At 66.0% G+C, this 20,888-nt stretch carries 17 protein-coding genes; 11 read left to right on the forward strand and 6 right to left on the reverse strand.

Annotated elements, in window-relative coordinates; translation table 11 throughout:
- The first annotated feature begins 330 nt into the window (after nucleotides 1-330).
- From ASC45_RS02885 to ASC45_RS02920, 9 genes are all read left to right on the forward strand, one after another.
- On the forward strand, nucleotides 331-1,410 hold the full coding sequence (locus ASC45_RS02885) for a pilus assembly protein PilM (protein WP_055449539.1): 1,080 nt from the start codon (nucleotides 331-333) through the stop codon (nucleotides 1,408-1,410).
- A 19-nt stretch (nucleotides 1,411-1,429) separates the two neighbouring features.
- On the forward strand, nucleotides 1,430-2,050 hold the full coding sequence (locus tag ASC45_RS02890; RefSeq protein WP_055449540.1) for a PilN domain-containing protein: 621 nt from the start codon (nucleotides 1,430-1,432) through the stop codon (nucleotides 2,048-2,050).
- Nucleotides 2,051-2,058: 8 nt separating this feature from the next.
- Nucleotides 2,059-2,742, forward strand: a complete 684-nt coding sequence (locus tag ASC45_RS02895) for a type IV pilus inner membrane component PilO (protein WP_055449541.1) — start codon at nucleotides 2,059-2,061, stop codon at nucleotides 2,740-2,742.
- The gene (locus ASC45_RS02900; RefSeq protein ID WP_055449542.1) at nucleotides 2,739-3,299 is read left to right on the forward strand and encodes a pilus assembly protein PilP; all 561 of its coding nucleotides are present in this window, start codon (nucleotides 2,739-2,741) and stop codon (nucleotides 3,297-3,299) included. The genes ASC45_RS02895 and ASC45_RS02900 overlap by 4 nt, the downstream gene beginning before the upstream one ends.
- 203 nt (nucleotides 3,300-3,502) lie before the next feature.
- Nucleotides 3,503-5,620 (forward strand): type IV pilus secretin PilQ, encoded by a 2,118-nt coding sequence (locus ASC45_RS02905; RefSeq protein ID WP_245609932.1) that lies wholly within the window; start codon nucleotides 3,503-3,505, stop codon nucleotides 5,618-5,620.
- A gap of 22 nt (nucleotides 5,621-5,642) precedes the next feature.
- Nucleotides 5,643-6,140, forward strand: coding sequence for a hypothetical protein (locus ASC45_RS15675; protein WP_141655712.1), 498 nt, complete (start codon nucleotides 5,643-5,645; stop codon nucleotides 6,138-6,140).
- 12 nt (nucleotides 6,141-6,152) lie between these two features.
- Nucleotides 6,153-6,704 carry a shikimate kinase gene (locus tag ASC45_RS02910; protein ID WP_281173288.1) on the forward strand — a complete coding sequence of 184 codons (552 nt, stop codon included), beginning with the start codon at nucleotides 6,153-6,155 and terminating at the stop codon, nucleotides 6,702-6,704.
- 75 nt (nucleotides 6,705-6,779) lie between these two features.
- Nucleotides 6,780-7,892, forward strand: a complete 1,113-nt coding sequence (aroB, locus tag ASC45_RS02915; protein ID WP_055449544.1) for a 3-dehydroquinate synthase — start codon at nucleotides 6,780-6,782, stop codon at nucleotides 7,890-7,892.
- Nucleotides 7,889-9,061 carry a deoxyguanosinetriphosphate triphosphohydrolase gene (locus ASC45_RS02920; RefSeq protein WP_055449545.1) on the forward strand — a complete coding sequence of 391 codons (1,173 nt, stop codon included), beginning with the start codon at nucleotides 7,889-7,891 and terminating at the stop codon, nucleotides 9,059-9,061. The genes aroB and ASC45_RS02920 overlap by 4 nt, the downstream gene beginning before the upstream one ends.
- 241 nt (nucleotides 9,062-9,302) lie before the next feature.
- Here the strand turns inward: ASC45_RS02920 and ASC45_RS02925 are convergent, their stop codons facing one another.
- From ASC45_RS02925 to ASC45_RS02940, 4 genes are all read right to left on the reverse strand, one after another.
- Nucleotides 9,303-10,646 carry a TolC family protein gene (locus ASC45_RS02925; RefSeq protein WP_055449546.1) on the reverse strand — a complete coding sequence of 448 codons (1,344 nt, stop codon included), beginning with the start codon at nucleotides 10,644-10,646 and terminating at the stop codon, nucleotides 9,303-9,305.
- Complete coding sequence (locus ASC45_RS02930; protein ID WP_055449547.1) at nucleotides 10,646-13,786, reverse strand: efflux RND transporter permease subunit; 3,141 nt, start codon at nucleotides 13,784-13,786, stop codon at nucleotides 10,646-10,648. The genes ASC45_RS02925 and ASC45_RS02930 overlap by 1 nt, the downstream gene beginning before the upstream one ends.
- Nucleotides 13,783-14,877: an efflux RND transporter periplasmic adaptor subunit gene (locus ASC45_RS02935; RefSeq protein WP_055449548.1), complete on the reverse strand. Its 1,095-nt coding sequence runs from the start codon at nucleotides 14,875-14,877 to the stop codon at nucleotides 13,783-13,785. The genes ASC45_RS02930 and ASC45_RS02935 overlap by 4 nt, the downstream gene beginning before the upstream one ends.
- Nucleotides 14,878-15,000: 123 nt before the next feature.
- The gene (locus ASC45_RS02940; RefSeq protein WP_055449549.1) at nucleotides 15,001-15,474 is read right to left on the reverse strand and encodes a hypothetical protein; all 474 of its coding nucleotides are present in this window, start codon (nucleotides 15,472-15,474) and stop codon (nucleotides 15,001-15,003) included.
- Nucleotides 15,475-15,623: 149 nt separating this feature from the next.
- On the opposite strand from ASC45_RS02940, the gene recG reads away from it, so the two are divergent.
- Both recG and ASC45_RS02950 read left to right on the forward strand, forming a co-directional pair.
- Entirely contained in the window at nucleotides 15,624-17,741 is a 2,118-nt protein-coding gene (recG, locus tag ASC45_RS02945; protein WP_055449550.1) for an ATP-dependent DNA helicase RecG, read from the forward strand.
- 75 nt (nucleotides 17,742-17,816) lie between these two features.
- Complete coding sequence (locus ASC45_RS02950) at nucleotides 17,817-18,764, forward strand: LysR substrate-binding domain-containing protein (protein WP_055449551.1); 948 nt, start codon at nucleotides 17,817-17,819, stop codon at nucleotides 18,762-18,764.
- A gap of 51 nt (nucleotides 18,765-18,815) precedes the next feature.
- Here the strand turns inward: ASC45_RS02950 and ASC45_RS02955 are convergent, their stop codons facing one another.
- Both ASC45_RS02955 and ASC45_RS02960 read right to left on the reverse strand, forming a co-directional pair.
- Nucleotides 18,816-20,024, reverse strand: a complete 1,209-nt coding sequence (locus ASC45_RS02955; protein WP_082454212.1) for a patatin-like phospholipase family protein — start codon at nucleotides 20,022-20,024, stop codon at nucleotides 18,816-18,818.
- Between the two features lie 6 nt (nucleotides 20,025-20,030).
- Complete coding sequence (locus ASC45_RS02960; protein WP_055449552.1) at nucleotides 20,031-20,822, reverse strand: 3-hydroxybutyrate dehydrogenase; 792 nt, start codon at nucleotides 20,820-20,822, stop codon at nucleotides 20,031-20,033.
- Nucleotides 20,823-20,888: the final 66 nt, after the last annotated feature.

Raw genomic sequence — 20,888 nt, forward strand, 5'->3', positions numbered from 1 at the left:
CCGTGAGGAGGCCGCCGCGGGACCGAAGGCCACGAGGCCGGGAGAGGCGGTGAAAAAATTTCGTTGCAAATTATAAAAATCCGCGCCGTCGTGCCGTAAGAAATCACAGAGCAGGCTTGATCGATCGTCGTGGGAGTTTTGCAACGCTTTTGTCGCAGTGCGGGCTTTTCACGTTATTGCATCAAGGACTTGTTGGTAGGATCGAAGAAAAAATTTCAGTTCTTGGCGTCAACAAACCGTAGTGCAAACGGGGCCAGAGCGCATTTCATGCGTCCAAAAGCTGGCCTGTGATTGTGCACACACTGTTGCAAATCAATCGGGGGGTCGTCAGTGGCCACATTCGGCAGTCTGTTTCGCAAGCGCTATGCGCCAATGATCGGGCTGGACATCAGCAGTTCCAGCGTCAAGCTCGTCGAGCTCGACATGGACGAGCGTGGCCAGTACACCTTGCTGCGCGCCGCCATGGAACCCCTTGAAAAGGGCTCGGTGGTCGATGGCAATATCGAGAAGCTCGATGATGTCGTCGAGGCCGTGCGCAAGGTCGTCCGCAAGAGTGGCACCAAGGCCAAGCAGGTCGCCATGGCCTTGCCGCCGTCGGCAGTCATCACCAAGAAGATCGTTCTTCCAGGCGAATTGCGCGAAGAAGAGATCGAGGTGCAGGTCGAAAGCGAGGCCAATCAGTACATTCCGTTCGCCATCGATGAGGTGGCGCTCGATTTCAGCGTCCTCGGCCCCAGCGCTACGTCGCCCGGCGATCAGGAAGTGCTGATCGCGGCCTCACGGCGCGAGAAGGTGGATGACCGCCGCGGCGTGGCTGAGGCAGCGGGGCTCAAGCCCGTGGTGATGGATATCGAGGCGTTTGCCTCGCGGCTGGCCGCGCAACGCCTGATCGAGCGCCTGCCGCGCGCCGGGCTCGATCTGCTCGTCGCCTTGTTCGAAGTGGGGGCGACTTCCACGAGCCTGCAGGTCCTCCGCAACGGCGAGTCGCTGTACGACCGTGATCAGGCCTTCGGTGGCGCCCAGCTCACGCAGATGATCGCGCGCACCTACGGCTTTTCGCTGGAAGAGGCCGAAGCCAAGAAGCGCGCGGCCGACCTGCCCGACGACTACGCCACCCAGGTGCTCGCGCCCTATATGGACAGCCTGACTCAGGAGATCGCGCGGGCGCTGCAGTTCTTCTACCGCGCCACGCCGTTCGGTCGCGTCGATTACATCCTGCTGGCCGGCGGCTCGTCGGCGCTGCCGGGGCTGGCGGAAAAAATCACCGCCACCGCCTCGGTGGCCTGCATGGTGATCAATCCGTTCGAGGGCATGGCGGTGGCCGAGTCCGTGCGCGAGAAGAAGTTGCGCAGTCAGGCGCCGTCCTATCTGACGTGCTGCGGTTTGGCGATGCGGCGTTTTCTGCAATGACGCGGCAACGGGATCTGTCATGAATATCGTGTTGATCAATCTGCTGCCCCATCGGGACGCCAAGCGCAAGAAGCGCCGTGAGGCGTTCTATGCGGGGGTTTTCGCCTCGATCCTGACTGGTGGGCTGGTGCTGGCCCTGGGTTACACGGTGCTGAGTGAAATGATCACTCAGCAGCAAAGCCGCAATGACTTCCTCAAGGCCGAGAACACCAAGCTCGATGGCCAGATCAAGGACATCGCTTCACTGAAGGCCGAGATCGAAGCGCTGCGGGCGCGTCAGAGTGCCGTCGAGGGCCTGCAGGCCGACCGCAATCTGCCGGTGCATCTGTTCGACGATCTGACACGCGACACGCCGGCAGGGGTTCAGTTGTCTCAGATCCGCCAGGATGGCACGGCGGTGCTCATTCAGGGCGTTGCGCTCAGTCAGGAGCGGGTGGCCGACTTCCTGCGCAATCTGAGCCGCCCCGACGGCTGGCTCGAAAAGCCCGAGCTGATCGAAATCCGTTCCCAGATTGCCCCGGCATCGGCGGGTAACACCGCGCGGGTCGTGGCGCAATTCCAGTTGCGCGCCACCCTCAAGCGGCCCGCGCCGCCTGGCGCGGCCTCGGGCGCCGCAGCGGCCTCTTCTGCACATTCGTGAGGCGACCGATGGCGACCTCCAAACTTTCAAAAATCGATCTGAACGGGATGTTCCAGGACATCTCGGCGCAGTTTCGGGGCCTCAACCCCAACGACCCAGGCGCCTGGCCGGCCTGGCCTCGCAATACTGTCTTTGCAGCGGCCTTTGTGCTGACCCTCGGTCTGGGCTGGTACGCCTGGCTCTCGGGCACACGCGACGAACTCACCTCGGCGCAGCAGCAGGAAGTCACGCTGCGCGAGGAATACCGGCACAAGCTTGAACAGGCCGTCAGCCTCGATCTGCTCAAGGCTCAAAAGGCGCAGGTGCAGCAGTACGTTGCGTTGCTCGAGAAGCAGTTGCCGAGCAAGGCGGAAATGGATGCCCTGCTCTCTGACATCAACCAGGCCGGCATCGGGCGCGGTCTGCAGTTCGAGCTGTTCAAGCCGGGGCAGGTCGATGTCAAACCCTACTACGCCGAACTGCCGATCTCGATCAAGCTGCAGGGTGGCTACACCGATCTGGCCGGTTTTGCCACCGACATCGCCAAGCTGTCGCGCATCGTGACGCTGAACAACATCAGCCTGACGGCCAACACGGGCAAGACGGGGGCGGCCATGGTGATGGACGCCACCGCCAAGACCTTCCGCTACCTCGATGCCGATGAAATCGCCGCGCAAGCCCAAGCCGCGAAAAAGGCCGGAGGCAAGAAATGAGCGCCCTTCGCCCCATGACCCTGAGTCCCGCCGTTCATGCTTTGGCCCTTGCGCTGCTCGCCTCGGCCCTGCTGACGGGTTGCGGCCAGAAGCATGAAGACCTGCGTGAGTGGATGGCGCAGCAGCGCGCCAGCATGCATCCGCGCATCAAGCCCATCGAGCCGCCCAAGCCCTTCATCCCCGCGGTTTACGACCCGACGATTGGCACCGACCCGTTTTCCGCGGCCAAGCTCGAAGTCGGTGCCAGGCAGGAAGTGCAGCAGCTCAATCCCATGCTGCAGGCCGAACTGGCGCGGCCCAAACAGCCGCTCGAGGCCTACTCGCTCGACCAGATCCAGATGGTCGGCAGCGTCAAGATCAAAGGCCAGCAGTACGCCCTGCTCAAGGCGGGCAACCTGCTGTACCGGGCGCATGTCGGTGAATACGCCGGCCAGCACTTCGGAAAAATCATCAAGATCACCGATAGCGAAGTCGATTTGAGGGAGCTGGTCCAAGACGCCACAGGCGACTGGGTCGAACGTCCGGCCACCCTTCAATTGCAGGAGAGCACACAATGAAGACGCCGATGACAAGAAAACGCAGGGCCGCCCCAAGATTTCTTGGCCCCCTCGGGGGGGGTGTCGGGCGTAGCCTGGCACTGGGGGCGCAGATCCGACGGCATTTGGGGGCCGCACTGCTGGCCATTTCGGCCGTGTTGGGTGCTTGGTCGGCGCCGGCACTGGCGGCGAACAACGCCATTCAGAACGTCAGCGCAAGCCGCATGGGGACCGAAACGGTGGTGCAGATCCAGCTCGCCGAACCCCTGGCCGCAGCGCCCAATGGCTTCGTCATTGATCAACCGGCCCGCATCGTGCTCGATTTCCCGGGTGTGGACTCGGGCCTCGATCGCCAGACCGTCAACTTCGAGCAAGGCAATCTGCGTTCCGCCAACGTCGTGCAGGCGCAGGGGCGCACTCGCGTCGTGCTCAACCTGCGCGAGTCGGCAACCTACAAGACGCAAGTGCAAGGCAATCGCCTGCTGGTGCTCCTGAACACCACCCACGAGCAAGCCGCAGCCACATCGGCGGCCACGGGCGCGTCCCAGGCCAAGACGGTGCACTTCGCCGACAACCTCAACACCCAGCAGGTCGCCTTGCGGGCCCTCAACTTCAAGCGTGGCACCGACGGCGCGGGCCGCGTGGTCGTCGCGCTGCCGAACAATCAGGTCGGCGTGGACATCCACCAGCAGGGTCAGAACATCGTCGTCGATTTCCTCAAGACCTCGCTGCCCGCAGACCTGCGCCGCCGACTCGACGTGACCGACTTCGCCACGCCCGTCACCTCCATCACGACGTTCCAGATGGGCGACAACGTGCGCATGGTCATCCAGCCCAATGGCGACTACGAACAAAGTGCCTATCAGGCCGACGACCAGTTCGTCATCGAACTGCGCCGCACCCAGCCCAACCCCGACGCGCTGGTGCAAGGCAATGGCCCGGGCTTCCACGGCGAAAAACTGTCGCTCAATTTCCAGAACATCGACGTGCGCTCGCTGTTGCAGGTGTTTGCCGACTTCACCCATCTCAACGTCGTGGTGAGCGACTCCGTCACGGGCAACCTCACGCTGCGTCTGAAGGACGTGCCCTGGGATCAGGCGCTGCAGGTGATTCTGCGCGCCAAAGGGCTGGGTGAGCGCAAGGAAGGCAATGTGCTGTGGATCGCCCCCCGCGAAGAAATTCTCGCCCGGGAAAAGGCCGATCTCGAGGCCAAGAAATCGCTGCGTGAACTCGAGCCCGTGCGCGCCGAGACCTTCCAGCTCAACTACGTCAAGGCAGCCACCGTGGTGTCCATGCTGACTGGCGCCGCGGGCGGTGTGCAGCAGGGTGCCGCCGCTGCGCCTGCCCCCATCGCGCTGCCGGGCCTCGCCAGCACCGCCGCGCCCACCTCGCGCATCCTGTCGCCGCGCGGTACCGTGCTGGCCGATCCGCGCACCAACCAGATTTTCGTCACTGACATCCCCTCCAAACTCGAAGAGGTGGCCAAGCTCATCGCCAAGATCGACAAGCCGGTGCGCCAGGTCATGATCGAAGCCCGTATTGTCGAGGCCAGTGATCAGTTCGGGCGCAGCCTGGGCGTGAAGCTGGGCTTTCTTGACGCGCGGGGAATTCAGGGAGGGGTACCTGGCTATGGCTCAGGCAACAACCGAATAGCAGTGACCGGTGATTACCTCGGGGTCGCAAACCAGACCAATCAACCAGGTTCCTCTGCAGCGACGCTGGCGGATTCGCAGTTTGTCAACCTGCCTGCCTTCGGTCTGGCGGGCAGCCTGTTGGCTGGTGCTACACCGAGTTCACTCGGTATCAGCCTGTTCAACGCCGCTGCCAACCGCTTCATCAATCTTGAACTGTCCGCGATGGAAGCCGATGGCAAGGGCAAGATCATTTCCTCGCCCCGCGTCATCACGGCCGACTTGAGCAAGGCCACCATCGAGCAGGGCACTGAAATCCCCTACCAGCAGGCGACCTCCAGCGGCGCTACGGCAGTGACGTTCAAGAAGGCCGTGCTCAGTCTGGACGTGACCCCGCAGATCACGCCTGATGGCAATGTGATCATGACAGTTGAAATCCACAAAGACAGCCCTGGCGCTTCCACGGCAGGAGTGCCTTCGATCAACACGAATACCGTTACTACGCAAGTGCAGGTCGAGAATGGTGGAACCGTGGTATTGGGCGGTATTTATACCTCGCAGGAGCAAAACCAGACCGACAAAGTTCCGCTGCTGGGTGATATCCCGGTCCTGGGTAATCTGTTCAAAAATAACAGCAAGATGTACAACAAAAATGAATTGATGGTGTTTTTGACGCCAAAAATTGTGACAAACGCAGATCTGTCCCAGTAACAAATAATATATTGAGGTGATTATGAAGGTGATTCGTAGGCAGTCTCTGCTTTTGGTGATGGCTATTGCTTGCGCGGGCATTCTCGCTTCATGTGGCGGTGGAAGTGGCAGTGCGGGCACTCCGTTGCTCGGTGCCAGTTTGCCTTTGCAAAGCAGTATTTCGCTAAGCCCGAATGGAACTCAAGTCCCATCAAATACTCCTGTTACAGTGACCTATCACCTCAAGGATAAGTATGGCGATGGCGTGCCCAATGAGTTGGTTCTTTTTGCTGTCGGGGTTACGGGTTCTGGCACATACCAGTGCCTTAACACCCAAAATCAACCTAATCCTGGATGCGCATCAACAACGGATGGTTCCGGCAATGCTTCGATCATTTTGCAGGCAAGTGTCACCTCGGCTGTCTCAATCCAAGTAACTGGCTGTTTGGTGCCAAGTGGCAGCGTCACGCCGCCGATTTCTGTAGCTACAGCGGTTGCGGCGCCTTATTCAACTCAGGCATCGTTTACCTACGTTCCTTAATTTCGATGTCTATTGAATACTAAGCCAGTTAATGTTTATCTCATCGGCCTCATGGGCGCCGGCAAAACGACGGTTGGCCGCACGCTGGCGCAGCGTGCAGGCCTGCGGTTCATCGACAGCGACCATGAGATCGAGCGCGAGCAGGGCTGCACCATTGCAGCCCTTTTTTCTCGGCTGGGGGAGGCGGGGTTTCGCGACATCGAGGCAGGAGCCATTGATGCGCTGACGCAGCGAGAGGGCGTGGTTCTTGCCACCGGGGGCGGCGCGGTGCTGCGCCCCGAAAACCGCAAGGCGCTGCATGAACGGGGCACGGTGGTTTACCTGCGTGCCAGCCCGGACGATCTGGCGCATCGGCTGCGGCATGATCGATCCCGCCCGCTGCTGCAGCAGGGTGACATGCGGGCCAAGTTGCACGAGCTGTATCGCGTGCGCGATCCGCTTTACCGCGAGACCGCGCACTTCGTCATCGAAACCGGTCGGCCTTCGCCCGCGCTGCTGGCGAATATGGTGCAGATGCAGCTCGAACTCGCTGGGGTTCTGCCGTCCTCTGGCGCACCGGGCTGACCTGCAGGCACCACGAGCTGCGGCGGCTTTCTACAATGCCGTCATTGCTCCAACCGGGCCCTTCGAGGATTTCCGATGACCACCGTCCGCATCGACCTGGAACGTCGCGCCTACGACATTCGCATTGCCGCCGGACTGCTCGACGCACCCGACACCTTCGCCGCGGTGGCAGCTCCCAAAGGGACGGCGTTCATCGTCACCAACACCACGGTGGCCCCGCTTTATGCCGCGCGTCTGGAGCAAAGCCTGCGGCCGCATTTCGCCCGGGTGCTGCGCTGCAGCTTGCCCGACGGCGAGCAATACAAGACTTGGGAGACGCTCGATCAGATCTTCACCGACCTGCTGCGCCAGCAATGCGACCGCAAGACCACGCTGTTTGCGCTGGGCGGCGGGGTCATCGGTGATATGACGGGCTTTGCCGCAGCGAGCTATATGCGCGGCGTGCCCTTCGTGCAGGTGCCGACCACGCTGCTGGCGCAGGTGGACTCCTCGGTGGGGGGAAAGACCGCGATCAACCATCCCTTGGGCAAGAACATGATCGGGGCGTTCTACCAGCCGCGGCTGGTGGTGGCCGACCTGTCCACCCTGCACACCTTGCCGCCCCGCGAGTTGTCGGCCGGGCTGGCCGAAGTGATCAAGCACGCGGCGATTGCCGATGTGGATTTTCTCGACTGGCTGGAGGCGCACATCGATGCGCTCATGGCGCAGGATGACGCCGCGATGGCCGAGGCCGTGGCGCGTTGCTGCCGCATCAAGGCGCATGTGGTGGCGCAGGACGAAACCGAGACCGGGATGCGCGCCATACTCAACTTCGGTCACACCTTCGGCCACGCCATCGAGGCCGGCATGGGCTACGGCCATTGGCTGCATGGTGAGGCGGTGGGGGCCGGCATGGTGCTGGCGGCCGACCTGTCGGTGCGTCTGGGGCTGCTGCCTCGCGCTGATGCCGAGCGTCTGGCGCGGCTGATCGCCCGTGCCGGTCTGCCCGTGCGCGCCCCCGACCTGGGCGCGGCGCGCTGGGCCGAGCTGATGCAGGTGGACAAGAAGACCGAGGGCGGCGAGGTGCGCTTCGTGCTGCTGCAGGGGCTTGGGCGGCCGGTGCTGCGCGCTGCACCGATGGCCGAGGCGCAGGCCAGCATCGCCGCGCATCTGCAGCCGGTTACGACCCAGGATGCGCTTTCCGCATGACCGGTCCGGCCGGTGAAGTGCAGGCGGCGCCAGGGCTGGCGCTCTACGCCTGCAGCGACGCCACCTCGCGCGGGCGCGAGCATGTCGAACCGCCACCGTCCGACCGCACCGGCTACCAGCGCGACCGCGACCGCATCATTCACAGCACCGCGTTTCGCCGCCTCGAATACAAGACCCAGGTCTTTCTTAACCACGAGGGCGACCTGTTCCGCACCCGGCTGACGCACAGCCTCGAAGTGGCGCAGATCGCCCGCTCCATCGCCCGCGCGCTGCGCCTGAACGAAGACCTGACTGAAGCGCTCGCGCTGGCGCACGATCTGGGGCACACGCCTTTCGGCCATGCCGGCCAGGACGCGCTGGGCGAGTGCATGCGCCGCCATGCGCCGCAGGGAGGCGGTTTCGAGCACAACCTGCAATCGCTGCGGGTGGTGACCACGCTGGAAGAACGCTACGCCGCATTCAACGGCCTGAACCTGAGCTTCGAGACCCGCGAAGGCGTGCTCAAGCATTGCTCGCGACGCAACGCCCAGCAGCTCGGCGAGGTCGGTGCGCGTTTTCTGCACGGCGGCCAGCCCAGCCTCGAGGCGCAGATCACCAATCTGGCCGACGCCATCGCCTACAACAACCACGACATCGACGACGGTTTGCGCGCCGGTCTCATCGACCTGGAGGAACTGCAGACCGTGCCGTTCTTCGCCGGGCACCTCGACGCGGTGCAGCGCGCCTATCCCGCGGTGCAGGGCAGGCGTCGCGTGGCCGAGACCATCCGCCGCATGATCTCGGCGCTCATCAAAGATCTGGTGGGCGAAACCAGCCGTCGCATTGCCCAGGCAGGCGTGGACTCGCCCGACGCCGTGCGCGCCGCCCCGCCGCTGGCGGCGTTCAGCGCGCCCGTACAGGAGCAATTGCAGCAATTGCAGCAACTGCTGCTGCACCGGCTCTACCGTCACCCCGACGTGCTTCGCAACACCACCAAAGCGCAGCGCCTGTTGACCGAGCTGTTCGAGGCTTACCACGCCGACCCCCGCCTGCTGCCGCGCCCCTACCAGCGCGAGGATGCCGCGCGCCAACCACGCGCCATCGCCGACTACCTCGCCGGCATGACCGACCGCTACGCGATACGCGAACACCAGCGCCTGTTCTCCATGCGCGACTGGCCGGTGTATTGAGAAGATTGAGAAAAATCCCCACCCCGACCCTCCCAAGGGCTGGCCTGCAGGCCAGCCCCGTTCCGGCGGGGCAAAGCCAAGCAGTCGGCTTTACTTGTTCCGCCTTCACCCCCACGCCTGGGGAGGGAGCAAACACGTACTCCTCCCCAGCAATGGGGGAGGCTGGGAGGGGGGCGGACTGCCACGGGTCACACCAGCCCTCCCTATGTCGCAGCGGATGTTTCCCGCACCGATCACCGCGCTACGGCGCGTAGAGCAGCCCGGTCTGTAGCTTGAGTTGCGCGGCGGAGACCGCAGCGTCGAAGCGTGATTGCAGCAGCATGCGCGTGGCGTCCAGCGCGCTGCGCCGCGCCAGCAGCCAGTCAGACAGCCCGGCCTCGCCCAACTGGTAAGCGCGCAGCATCCGGGCGCTGGCCTGGATCTGCGTCTGTGCGGCCTGTGCCGCGGCATTCGCTGCCGCGGCCTGCGCCTGTGCGCTGGCGTAGAGCTGCGCAAACTCCGCCTGGGTCTGCGCCTGCAGATCGCGCAGGCGCCATTGCGCTGCATCGACCTCGGCGAGCGCGGCACGCTCCTGCGAGACCCGTGCGGGGCCGCCGAAGGGCATGGCGAACTGCAGGCCCACGATGCGCTCGCTGCCACCACGATCCGAGCCGACGTAGGCGCCCACGGTGGGCTGGGGCGTGCGTGCGGCCTTGGCTTGCTCGGCCGTGGCTTGAGCGCGTTGCAGCGCGGCTCGCTGTGCCATCAAGAGGGCGCTGGCCTGCGCTGCCTGAGCGCCGAGCTGATCGGCGCTCATCGCCGGAAGCGCGAGGGCATCACCCGGCGGCTGTTGCAGCAGCGTGTCACCTTGGGCCAGCTGCGGATACCGTGCCAGTAAGGCCGCGCGGCTGCTCGCGGCCAGTCCCTGCGCCAGCAGCAGCGTGGCATGGGCGCGCGCCTGCTCGGCCTGCATCTGCTCGACGTCGAGCACGCTGGCGTCTCCAAGCGCCTGGCGACGTTGCAGCGCCTTGACCTGGGCGTCGATCAGGGCGAGATCCTGCTGCGCCAGAGTCGCTTCGGCCTGAGCCCGCTCGGCGGCAAACCAGGCCGTGAGCAGACCGCCGAGAAGCTGTTGACGCGCCGCCGCGCGACCCGCCTCGGCCGAGACCTGCAGCGCCTCGGCCATGCGGGCGTCGGCCAGTGCCTGCGCGGGCAGGCGCAACTGGCGGTTGATGAGCAACTGCCATTCGGTGTAGCGCCCGGCGTCAGGCTGGGTTTCGATGCGGCGCTGCTGCACTTGCGCCTGGGCGGTGAACTCGTTGGTTCCTGCGCGCAGCACCGCGCCGTTATGCGCCGCGGCCTGCTGCATGGCCTGCGCTTCCTGCAGCGCGGGGGTTTCGGCCAGGGTGCGTTCGATCGCGACCGTCTGCGGCAGGCTGGGCCGGGGCAGGCTGTCCAGCGCGGGCAGGGCGGTCTCGGCCAGGGTGGCCGTCGGCGTCTGGGCGGCAGCCTTGGACTGCGCGCACCAGGCGGGGCTAGCCGGCAGCGCGAGCGCGAGCGCCAGGGCGCAGGCCAGCAGGGTTCGGGAAGGAATAGGGGTGTTCATCAGACGTTCTCCGTCTTGGCAATGGCCGCATCGGCCTTGCGCGCAGCGCGCGGCAGACCGAAGCGGGCAAACATCAGGGGAAGCAGAACCAGGGTCAGGGTGGTCGAGCTCACCAGCCCGCCGACCACGACCACGGCCAGCGGTTTCTGGATTTCCGAGCCCGGCCCGGTGGCCGACAGCAGCGGGATGAGGCTCAGCGCGGTGATGGTGGCGGTCATCATCACCGGTCGCAGCCGCCGCATGGCGCCGTCGCGCACCGCCTGCGCGAGAGGCAGGCCGCGCTGCAACAACTCGTTGAAGTGGCTGACCAGCACCACGCCGTTGAGCACGGCAATGCCCAGCAGTGCGATGAAGCCGACCGAGGCCGGTACCGACAGGTACTGCCCGCTGGCCCACAGCGCGACCACCCCACCCACAAGGGCGAAGGGAATGTTGGCAAACACCAGCACCGATTGCCGGAACGAACCGAAGGTGGTCATCAACAGCACGAAGATCAGCACCAGAGCCACCGGCACCACCAGGCCCAGCCGCGCCGCAGCGCGCTGCTGGTTCTCGAACTGGCCGCCCCATTGCAGTCGCACGCCTTCGGGCAGCTTGACCTTGCTGGCTACGGCCTGCTTGGCCTCGGCGACATAGCTGACCAGATCGCGTCCGCTGACGTTGGCCTGCACCGCGGCGAAGCGGCTGCCGTCCTCATGCGCCACCAGCACCGGGCCTTGCGTGGGCGTGAGCGTGGCGAGCTGCGACAAGGGATAGGCCGTGCCGTCCGGCGCGGTGATCATCACATGCGCGAACGCCTGGGGATTGCTGCGCAGATCGGCACCGCCGCGCAGCAGCAGCGGGGTGCGGCGCACGCCTTCGAGCACCATGCCCTGCGGCTGGCCTTCGATCAGCGCACGCAGATCCTGCTGCAGGCTGTCCACGTCGAACCCGGCGCGACCTGCGGCCAGGCGGTCGACCTGCACGGTGAGGTATTGCACGCCTTCGGGGCGCGCCGCCAGCACCTCCTCGGCGCCGGGAACGGCCTTGAGCGTTTCGGCCACCTGCTGTGACAGCGTGCCGAGCTGGGCGATGTCGGGGCCGAAAATCTTCACCACCAGATCGCCACGCGCGCCGGTGAGCATTTCCGAGACGCGCATCTCGATCGGCTGGGTGAAGCCGAAATCCACGCCGGGAAAGCGCTCCAGCACCTTGCGCATCGCTTCGATGACGGCATCCTTGCCGCCGGCGCGCCATTCCGACATGGGCTTGAGCACCAGGAAGGTGTCGGTTTCGTTCAGGCCCATCGGGTCGAGGCCGAGGTCGTCGGAGCCGCTGCGGGCGATGATGGAGCGGATTTCAGGAACATCCTTGAGCAGCGCCTGCTGCACCCGAAGGTCGAGCGCGGCGGTGGCCCCCAGGCTGACCGAAGGCAGCTTCTGCAACTGCACGATCACATCGCCCTCGTCGAGCGTGGGCATGAAGGTCTTGCCCACGCGGGTATAGGCCCAGCCGGCGAACAGCAACGAAACCACCGACACCGCCACCACGATGCGGGTGTGCGCGAAGCTCCAGTTCAGTACATGGCGGTAGCCCGCAGACAACTTGCGCACCAGCCAGGGGTCGGTATGCGAGGCGGTCTTGAGCAGCAGCGACGCCATCACCGGCACGATGGTCAGCGCGATCAGCAGCGAGGCGCCGAGCGCGAACACGATGGTCAGCGCCACCGGGCGGAACAGCTTGCCTTCCAGCCCTTCGAGGGTGAGCAGCGGCAGAAACACGATGGCGATGATGGCCACGCCCGACAGCACCGGCCCGGCCACCTCGCCCACGCCGCGCAAGATGCGGGTGATGCGATCGTCGCCGCCCGTCTGCGGCGGATGCGGCGTGTGCGGTTCGGCATCCGGGTCGTGCGCCATATGGCTGACCAGGTTTTCCACCACCACCACCGCGGCGTCGACCAGCATGCCCAGGGCGATGGCCAGGCCGCCCAGGCTCATCAGGTTGGCGCTGAGACCGAACCAGCGCATCAGGATGAAGGTGGCCAGCGCCGACAGCGGCAGGGTGATGGCTACGACCAGCGCTGCACGCCAGTTGCCGAGGAACAGAAGCAGCATGACCACCACCAGCACGACGGCCTCGGCCAGCGCCTCGGTCACCGTGCCCACGGCGCGCTCGACCAGTTGGCTGCGGTCGTAGAACACGCGCAGGGTCATGCCTTGCGGCAGCCGTGGCTCCAGTTCGGTCAGGCGTTCCTTCACGCCGTGGATCACCTGCTGCGCATTGGCACCGCGCAGGCCGAGCACGATGCCCTCGACCGCCTCGCCCTTGCCGTCGGCGGTGACGATGCCGTAGCGCGTGCTGCTGTCCACGCTCACCTGCGCCACGTCGCCGATGCGCACCGGCGTGCCGCGCACATTGGCGATGACGGTGTTGCGGATGTCGTCGGCATTGGCGAAAGCGCCCTGCACCCGCACGATGCGGGTTTCCTCGCCTTCGTCGAGGCGGCCCGCGCCGTCATTGCTGTTGTTGACCTGCAGCGCGGTGCGCAACTGGTTGAGCGACAAGCCCCAGGCCGACAGCTTCGCCGGATCGGGTTGCACGGCGAAGGCGCGCACGTCGCCGCCGAGCATGTTGACATCGGCCACGCCGGGCACGGTGCGCAGCACCGGGCGGATCAGCCATTGCAGCGTGCTGCGCTTCTCTTCCAGGCTGGCCGGGCCCTCGATGGTGAACATGTACAGATCCGACAGCGGTGTGGTGATGGGCGCCAGCCCTCCCTGCGCCGAGGCCGGGAGGTCGCCGCGCACATTGGCCAACGCCTCGCCGACCTGCTGCCGCGCCCAGTACACATCGGTGCCTTCGAGGAAGTCCACCGTGATGTCGGCGATGCCGTACTTCGACACCGAGCGCACGATGCGCTTGTTGGCGATGCCCAGCACTTCCTGCTCGATGGGCAGCACCACCCGGGTTTCAACCTCTTCCGGGGTCATGCCCGGCGCTTTCATGATGATCTTGACCTGCGGCGACGACACGTCGGGAAAGGCGTCAATGGGCAGCGCGCGCCAGGCGACGATGCCGCCGATCACCAAGGCCAGCATGACACCGAGGGTCAGCAGGCGCTGACGCAGGGCGATGCGGGTGAGGGCGATCAAATTCATGGCGCCACCTCGCCAGCCGCGGCCTTGATCGCCACCACGCCGGTGGCCGCCACCTTGTCGCCCGCCTTCAGCCCGCCGCGCACCATCACGGCATCATTCAGGCGGCCTGCCACGGTGACGGGAACGATGCGAAAGCCCTCTTTCACCATCACCAGCACGGCATCACGTCCGCCGATCTGGGTGACGGCTGCGGGCGGTAGGCGCCACACCCCCGCCTGCGCGGGCAAATTCAGCCGGGCCTGCACCACGCCCCCGGCCTGAAGACTGCCGGGCTGGGTGATGCGTACGCGGATCAGCACGCTCTGCCCGGCGTTCAGCGCCGTGGCCTTGGCCTGTACCACGCCCTGCGCCTGTTGCGCGGGCACTGTCACCGTCGCACCCGGCTGCAGCATCGCGGCCTGTTGCGGGCTGGCGTCGATTTCCAGCCAGAGCTGGCCTTGCTGGGCGATGCGGAACAGCGGCGCGGCCATGTCCACGCGCTGCCCGGGCAGCGCGGTGGCTTCGGTTATGGTGCCGGCGATCGGGGCGCGCAGCACCGCCACACCGTTGAGCGCAGTACCACCGGCGGCGAGCTTGAGTGCCAGATCGCGCTCGGCCAGCATGGCCTGGGCTTCACGGCTGTTCGCCCGCGCCGCTTCCAGTCGGGCAGCGGGTGCGATGCCCTCGTTCACGAGCACGGTGTCGCGTTGCAACTGGCGCTGGGCCAGGTCATGGCGGCTGGCGGCCTCGCTGCGCTCGCGCTGCAATTGCGCGATTTGTGGGCTGCTCAGCTCAAGCAGCGGCTGGCCTTTCTTGACCTGATCACCCGGATTGACCATCAGACGTGTGACCAGACCAGCCGCAGGCGCCGAAACCATGGCCTGCTGCGACGGCGGCACGGCCACGCGGGCCGGCAGTTCGATCTGCGCGGCCGCCATCGGCTGCACCGGGGCCAGGCGCACGCCCAGCGCGGTCTGCTGGTCGAGCGACATGGCGATGACGCCGCTTTCCGCGGCCTGCGCCGAGATCGGCGCGCAAACGAAGGCCAGGCTAATCACACTGGCGGACAGAACGCGCGCCAGCGGCGTGCGTGAAAATCGGATTGGGGACATGTGTTTCCCCGGCTGGGCCGGGCTCCATCAGAGACTGTCGAATCGCGGCACGACGCTCGGGCCTGGCCCGGCTGTGTCGCGTTGCGCGGCAAAAGCGCTGCGGTGGGAAGCCGCAGGCGAACTTCAGACCCGATGGAGGGGAGGCGCCTGCCCTGGGGGCGGCAGGCCGTGCCGGGCACCCGGCAGCGCCTGACGCGAGGCGGGCAGCCAAGCCAGGCGGGCGGGTTGCGCAGCGGGCAGCGCTGTTGTTGCGGCCAGCGTGGCGGGCAGCGCAGGCGTTTCGGCGGCGATGGCCGCCGCGCGGAGTTGCGACAGGCGTGTCGAGGCGATGACCGTGCCCGGTTCGACATCGCTGGGCTCGGGCGCGTGCAGGGCGAAACCGTGCGGCTTGGCGGCGCTGTCGTGTTGGCTGGACAGACACGCCAGACCGTCGAACTGCGCGCTGGACTGCACTTCCTCCACGGCCGAGAGCGCGTGGATGTGCCATCCGCTTTGCACCGGCTGGCCCAGATGACCGTGAATGAACGGCATCAGGCCAAGCAGCAGCATCAGCATGGAGAACCAGGCTGTGCGCAGAGTGGAGGCGACGGCGGGCATGGGCAACGTATGAAAATATGTAACAACTATATCCAGAATCTCGATGACCTGCCATCTTGTGGGGATTTTTTGCAAGGCCAGTCCGCGCGCGCGGCATGCTCTCGGTGTGCGGCAATCAGCTGGCCAGACGGCATTTCTAGAATGCGTGCATGAGCGCCGCGCGCAAGCCTTCCTCGCAGTCGTCCCCAGGTGGCAGCGGCAAGAGCTCGCCCTTGCACCGGCTCGGCCTGCGCAGCGATTGGGACATCGCACTGCATCTGCCGCTGCGGTATGAGGACGAAACCCGGCTCACACCGTTGCACGCACTGCGCGACGGCGCGGACGTCACGGTCGATGCTGTCGTGACCGAGGCGCAGGTGCAGGGGCGCTCGCCCCGTCGTCAGCTCCTGGTGCGCCTGCGCGACGCCGACTCGCCGCAGCAAACCCTGACCCTGCGGCTGTTTCACTTCTACCCCAATCAGATCAAGAGTCTGCAGCCGGGCGTTCGGCTGCGGGTTCATGGTCAGGTCAGACAGGGCCTGTTCGGCTGGGAGATGGTGCATCCGAGCTGGAAGACGGTGGATGCGCACGATCCTCTGCCGACCACGCTCACGCCGGTCTATCCCACCACCGCAGGCTTGCCGCAGAGCTATTTGCGCAAGGCGGTGACAGGGGCGCTCGCGCGTCTGGATGCGCGCGACAACGTGCCCCAGGAGGAGCGTGCGCGCCACCATCTGCCCGATCTGGTGGCAAGCCTGCGGACGCTGCACGCGCCGCCGCCGTCCGCATGGGCGAGCCTGGAGGCCGGGGAACATCCGGCGCAGCGTCGGCTCAAGTTCGACGAGCTTCTGGCGCAGCAGCTCGCGCAGCAGCAGGCCCGGGTGCAGCGGCTGCGCTGGAAGGCGCCCGCGTTGTCAGGGTCTGGTGGCGATGAAGCGCTGCCGCAGCGTCTTCGTGCCGCGCTGCCGTTCGTCCTCACGCCGGCGCAGGAGCGCTGCGTGGCCGAGATTGCCGCCGACCTGACGCAGACGGCACCGATGCACCGGCTGTTGCAGGGCGATGTGGGCAGCGGCAAGACGGTGGTGGCGGCGCTTGCCGCTGCGCAGGCCATCGCGGCGGGCTGGCAGTGCGCGATCATGGCGCCCACGGAAATTCTCGCTGCGCAGCACGCGCGCAAGCTGGCCGACTGGCTGGAGCCGCTGGGCGTGGGCGTGGCCTGGCTGTCGGGCAGCCAGAGCAAAAAGGAGCGCGAGGCGGCGTTGCAGCGGGTGGCCAGCGGACAGGCGCAGCTCGTGCTCGGCACTCATGCCGTCATTCAGGCGCAGGTGCGCTTTGCGCGGCTCGGCCTGGCCATCGTCGACGAACAGCATCGCTTCGGCGTGGCGCAGCGTCTGGCCCTGCGCGACAGTCTGCGCGCCGGCACGCAGGACACCGGGCTGCAGCCGCATCTGCTGATGATGAGCGCCACGCCCATTCCGCGCACCCTGGCGATGGCGCTGTTCGGCGATCTGGACGTGTCCACCATTGACACCCTGCCGCCCGGTCGCACGCCGGTGCGCACCACCGTGCTCAGCGCCGAGCGGCGCGACGACCTCATCGCTCGCATCGGCGCGCTGATCGCGCAGGGGCGGCAGGCCTATTGGGTGTGTCCGTTGGTGGAAGAGAGCGAAACCCTCGATCTGCAAAACGCGGTGGCCACGCATGCCGAACTCAGCGCCGCGCTGGCCGCCTTGCCGCGTGCGGCGCAACAACCGCCCTTGCGCGTCGGTCTGCTGCATGGCCGCATGAAGGCCGCCGAGAAGCGCGCCGCCATGCAGGCGTTCAGCGCCGGAGACATCGGCCTGCTGGTGGCCACCACGGTGATCGAAGTCGGGGTGGACGTGCCCAATGCCAGCCTCATGGTGATCGAGCATGCCGAGCGCTTCGGCCTGTCGCAACTGCATCAGCTGCGCGGGCGGGTGGGGCGAGGGGCGGCGCAGTCCGATTGCGTGCTGCTGTTCACGCCGCCGCTGTCGCCCACGGCGCGCGAGCGGCTGGCGGCGATGCGCGAACTGAGTGATGGCTTCGCTCTGGCGCAGAAGGACCTGGAGCTGCGCGGGCCGGGCGAGCTGCTGGGTCTGCGGCAGTCGGGCGTGCCGGGGCTGCGCTACGCCGATCTGGCGCAAGACGCCGACCTGCTCGAAGCCGCCCGAGACACCGCGCAGCGCCTGCTGCAGAACGCGCCCGATGCCGCCCGACAGCATGTGGCGCTCTGGCTCGGCGAGGGTTTCGACTGGTTGAGTGCTTGACCGAGACGCCCAGCAGCCACAGTCTGGATGCATTGATTAACACAATCTGTCGGCGTTTCTGTTTTAATTCTTTCTATGACTCTGACAGAATTACGCTATATCGTCGCCGTCGCCCGCGAGCGACATTTCGGCCGGGCCGCCGAGGCCTGCTTCGTCAGCCAGCCCACCTTGTCGGTAGCCATCAAGAAGCTCGAAGACGAACTGGACGTGCGCCTGTTCGAGCGCGGCGGCAACGAGGTCAGCGTCACCCCCATCGGTGAAGCCATCATCGAGCAGGCGCAGCGCGTCATCGAACAGGCTGCCGCGATCAAGGAAATCGCCAAACGCGGCAAGGACCCGCTGGCCGGGCCGCTGCGGCTCGGCGTGATCTACACGGTGGCGCCTTACCTGCTGCCCGAACTGGTGCGCAACGTCATCGAGCGCACGCCGCAGATGCCGCTGCTGCTGCAGGAGAACTTCACCACCCGGCTGCTCGAAATGCTGCGCACCGGCGAGCTCGACGCGGCGATTCTGGCCGAGCCCTTTCCCGATCAGGGGCTGGCGGTGTCGCCGCTCTACGACGAGCCCTTCGTCGTGGCGGTGCCGCGCGAGCACGCCATGGCCCGTTGCAGCGAACTCAGCGCCGAGGAGATCAAGGACGAGACCATGCTGCTGCTCGGCACGGGCCACTGCTTTCGCGACCATGTGCTCGAAGTCTGTCCCGAGTTCGCCCGCTTCTCGCCCAGTTCGGAAGGCATACGCAAGAGCTTCGAGGGTTCGTCGCTGGAGACCATCAAGCAGATGGTGGCCTCGGGCATGGGCATCACGGTGGTGCCCAAGCTGTCGGTGCCGCGACAGGACGTGCCGCATGCCGCCGACCCCAGCCTTGATCACGTCTGCTACGTGCCGTTCGCCGACCCACCGCCCACGCGCCGCGTGGTGCTGGTGTGGCGCAAGAGCTTCACCCGGCACGAGGCCATCGCCGCGCTGCGTCAGGCCGTCATGGCCTGCGATCTGCGCGGTGTGACCATGGTCACACCCTGAGCGCCGACGGTCTGCGAAAACCGTCGGCGCGGTTCTACCCCGACTGCGGTTTCACGCCTGCGTATGCACGTCGTGGGTGATGAAGCCCTCCTTGGCGCTGGGCAGGGCGAACCAGTCCGGGTGGTCGAGGGTGCGGTGCATGTCGTCCAGACCGCTTTGCCAGTGGGCGCGCATTTCGGCGCGGCCAAAGTCGTAGTCCTTGCCCTGACCGTCGAAGGGTTTGTCGCGGTAGATAAGGTGGATGACGTTGTAGCGCTTGTCCTGCGCCATCTTCTCGACTTGCTGGCACAGCGCGTCGGTCTGGCGCACCTTGGCTGGAATTCGCGCCAGCAAGTCGCGCAGGACATGGCGCTGCTGTTGCGCGCGCTGCAGCGTGGTGGTGATGGTGCGGGTTCGGCTGGAGTATTGAATGTCTTTTTGCCGCTCCGAGACGTCGAGCAAGGTTCTGGGCAGTTCTCCCGAAGCGCTCCAGAGATCGACCTGGAACACCAGGGTGTGATGGCTGGGGTGACCGCCGAGCACTTGCGACAACGGGGTGTTCGACACCAGACCGCCATCCCAGTAGAACTCGCCGTCGATCTCCACCGCCGGAAAGCCCGGGGGCAGCGCGCCCGAGGCCATGATGTGCTCGGGGCCCAGGCGCATGTCGGCACTGTCGAACACGACCTGATTGCCCGTGCGCACGTTCACCGCGCCGACGCTGATGCGGGTTTCGCCGCTGTTGAGGCGGTCGAAATCGACCAGCCGCTTGAGGGTTTCGCGCAGTGGGGCAGTGTCGTAATAGCTGGGCTGGCCCCCAGTTCCAGGCCAGCGAGGCAGAAAGAAGCCGCGCTGGCCTTCGAACATGGCGCGCAGGCCCTGGATCGCCGCAATCTGGGGTTGCAGCGGTTCGGGAATCCAGCCCAGCATGGCGACATGATCCCAGGGCAGGGCGGGCAGCAGCGGCTGCTGCGTCACGGTCTCCCAGAAGGTTCGCAGCGCTGCGGTGCGCTCGCCCGGAGCATTGCCCGCGATCAGCGCCGCGTTGATGGAGCCGATGGAAATGCCGGCCACCCAGTGCGGATGCACGCCGCAGTCTTCCAGCGCCTGCACCACGCCGCATTGATAGGCACCGAGCGCGCCGCCGCCCTGCAGCACCAGGGCGATTCGGTCGTACTGCCGTACTTGTTCCAGCACCGCGTCGGATCGGCACGAGGGGACGTTGCCCGCGGGTTTGCGCCCGCGTTGCGCGGGGGCGCTGCGCGCTGCTGCGGTTGCCATGATCTCTCAGTTCATGCACCAGCCGTGGCTGGCGATGATGGACTGGCCGGTGAGCGCCGCGGTGGGGAAGGCGGCGAGGAAGAGCGCGAGATTGGCGATGTCGGCCGTGGTGGTGAACTCGCCGTCCACGGTGTCCTTCAGCATGACGTTCTTGATCACGTCGTTCTCGGAAATGCCCAGTTCCTTGGCCTGCTCGGGAATCTGCTTTTCCACCAGCGGGGTGCGCACGAAGCCGGGGCAGATGACGTGCGAGCGCACGCCCTTGGGGCCGCCCTCCTTGGCGAGCACCCGCGCCAGACCGAGCAGGCCATGCTTGGCGGTGACATAGGCGCTCTTGAGCTTGCTGGCTTCGTGCGAGTGCACCGAGCCCATGTAGATGACCACGCCGCCGTTCTTGGCGTACATGCCGGGCAGCACGGCCTTGGTGGTGAGAAAGGCGCCGTCGAGATGGATGGCGAGCAGCTTCTTCCAGTCGGCGAAGGCGAAATTCTCGATGGGATTGACGATCTGGATGCCGGCGTTCGACACCAGGATGTCCACCGGCCCGAAGGCCTTGGCCACGGCCTCGCAGCCAGCGTTCACCTGGGCTTCGTCGGTCACGTTCATGGCCACGCCCATGGCCCGTCCACCCGCCTTGTTGATGGCCTCGGCTACCGCGTTGGCGGCGTCGAGGTTCAGGTCGGCGATGGCGACTTTGGCGCCAGCCTTGGCATAGGTCTCGGCGATTTCCTTGCCGATGCCGCTGGCGGCGCCGGTGACGATGGCGGTCTTGTCCTTGAGGCTGAGTTGCATGGTCATACGAATCTCCTGATTGGGATGAGGGAAGCAACCCGATTGAAGCGGAGTTGCTGCACTGCGGCAAGT

This window comes from Thiomonas bhubaneswarensis (assembly GCF_001418255.1).
GTDB classification, from domain to species: Bacteria; Pseudomonadota; Gammaproteobacteria; order Burkholderiales; family Burkholderiaceae_C; genus Thiomonas; species Thiomonas bhubaneswarensis.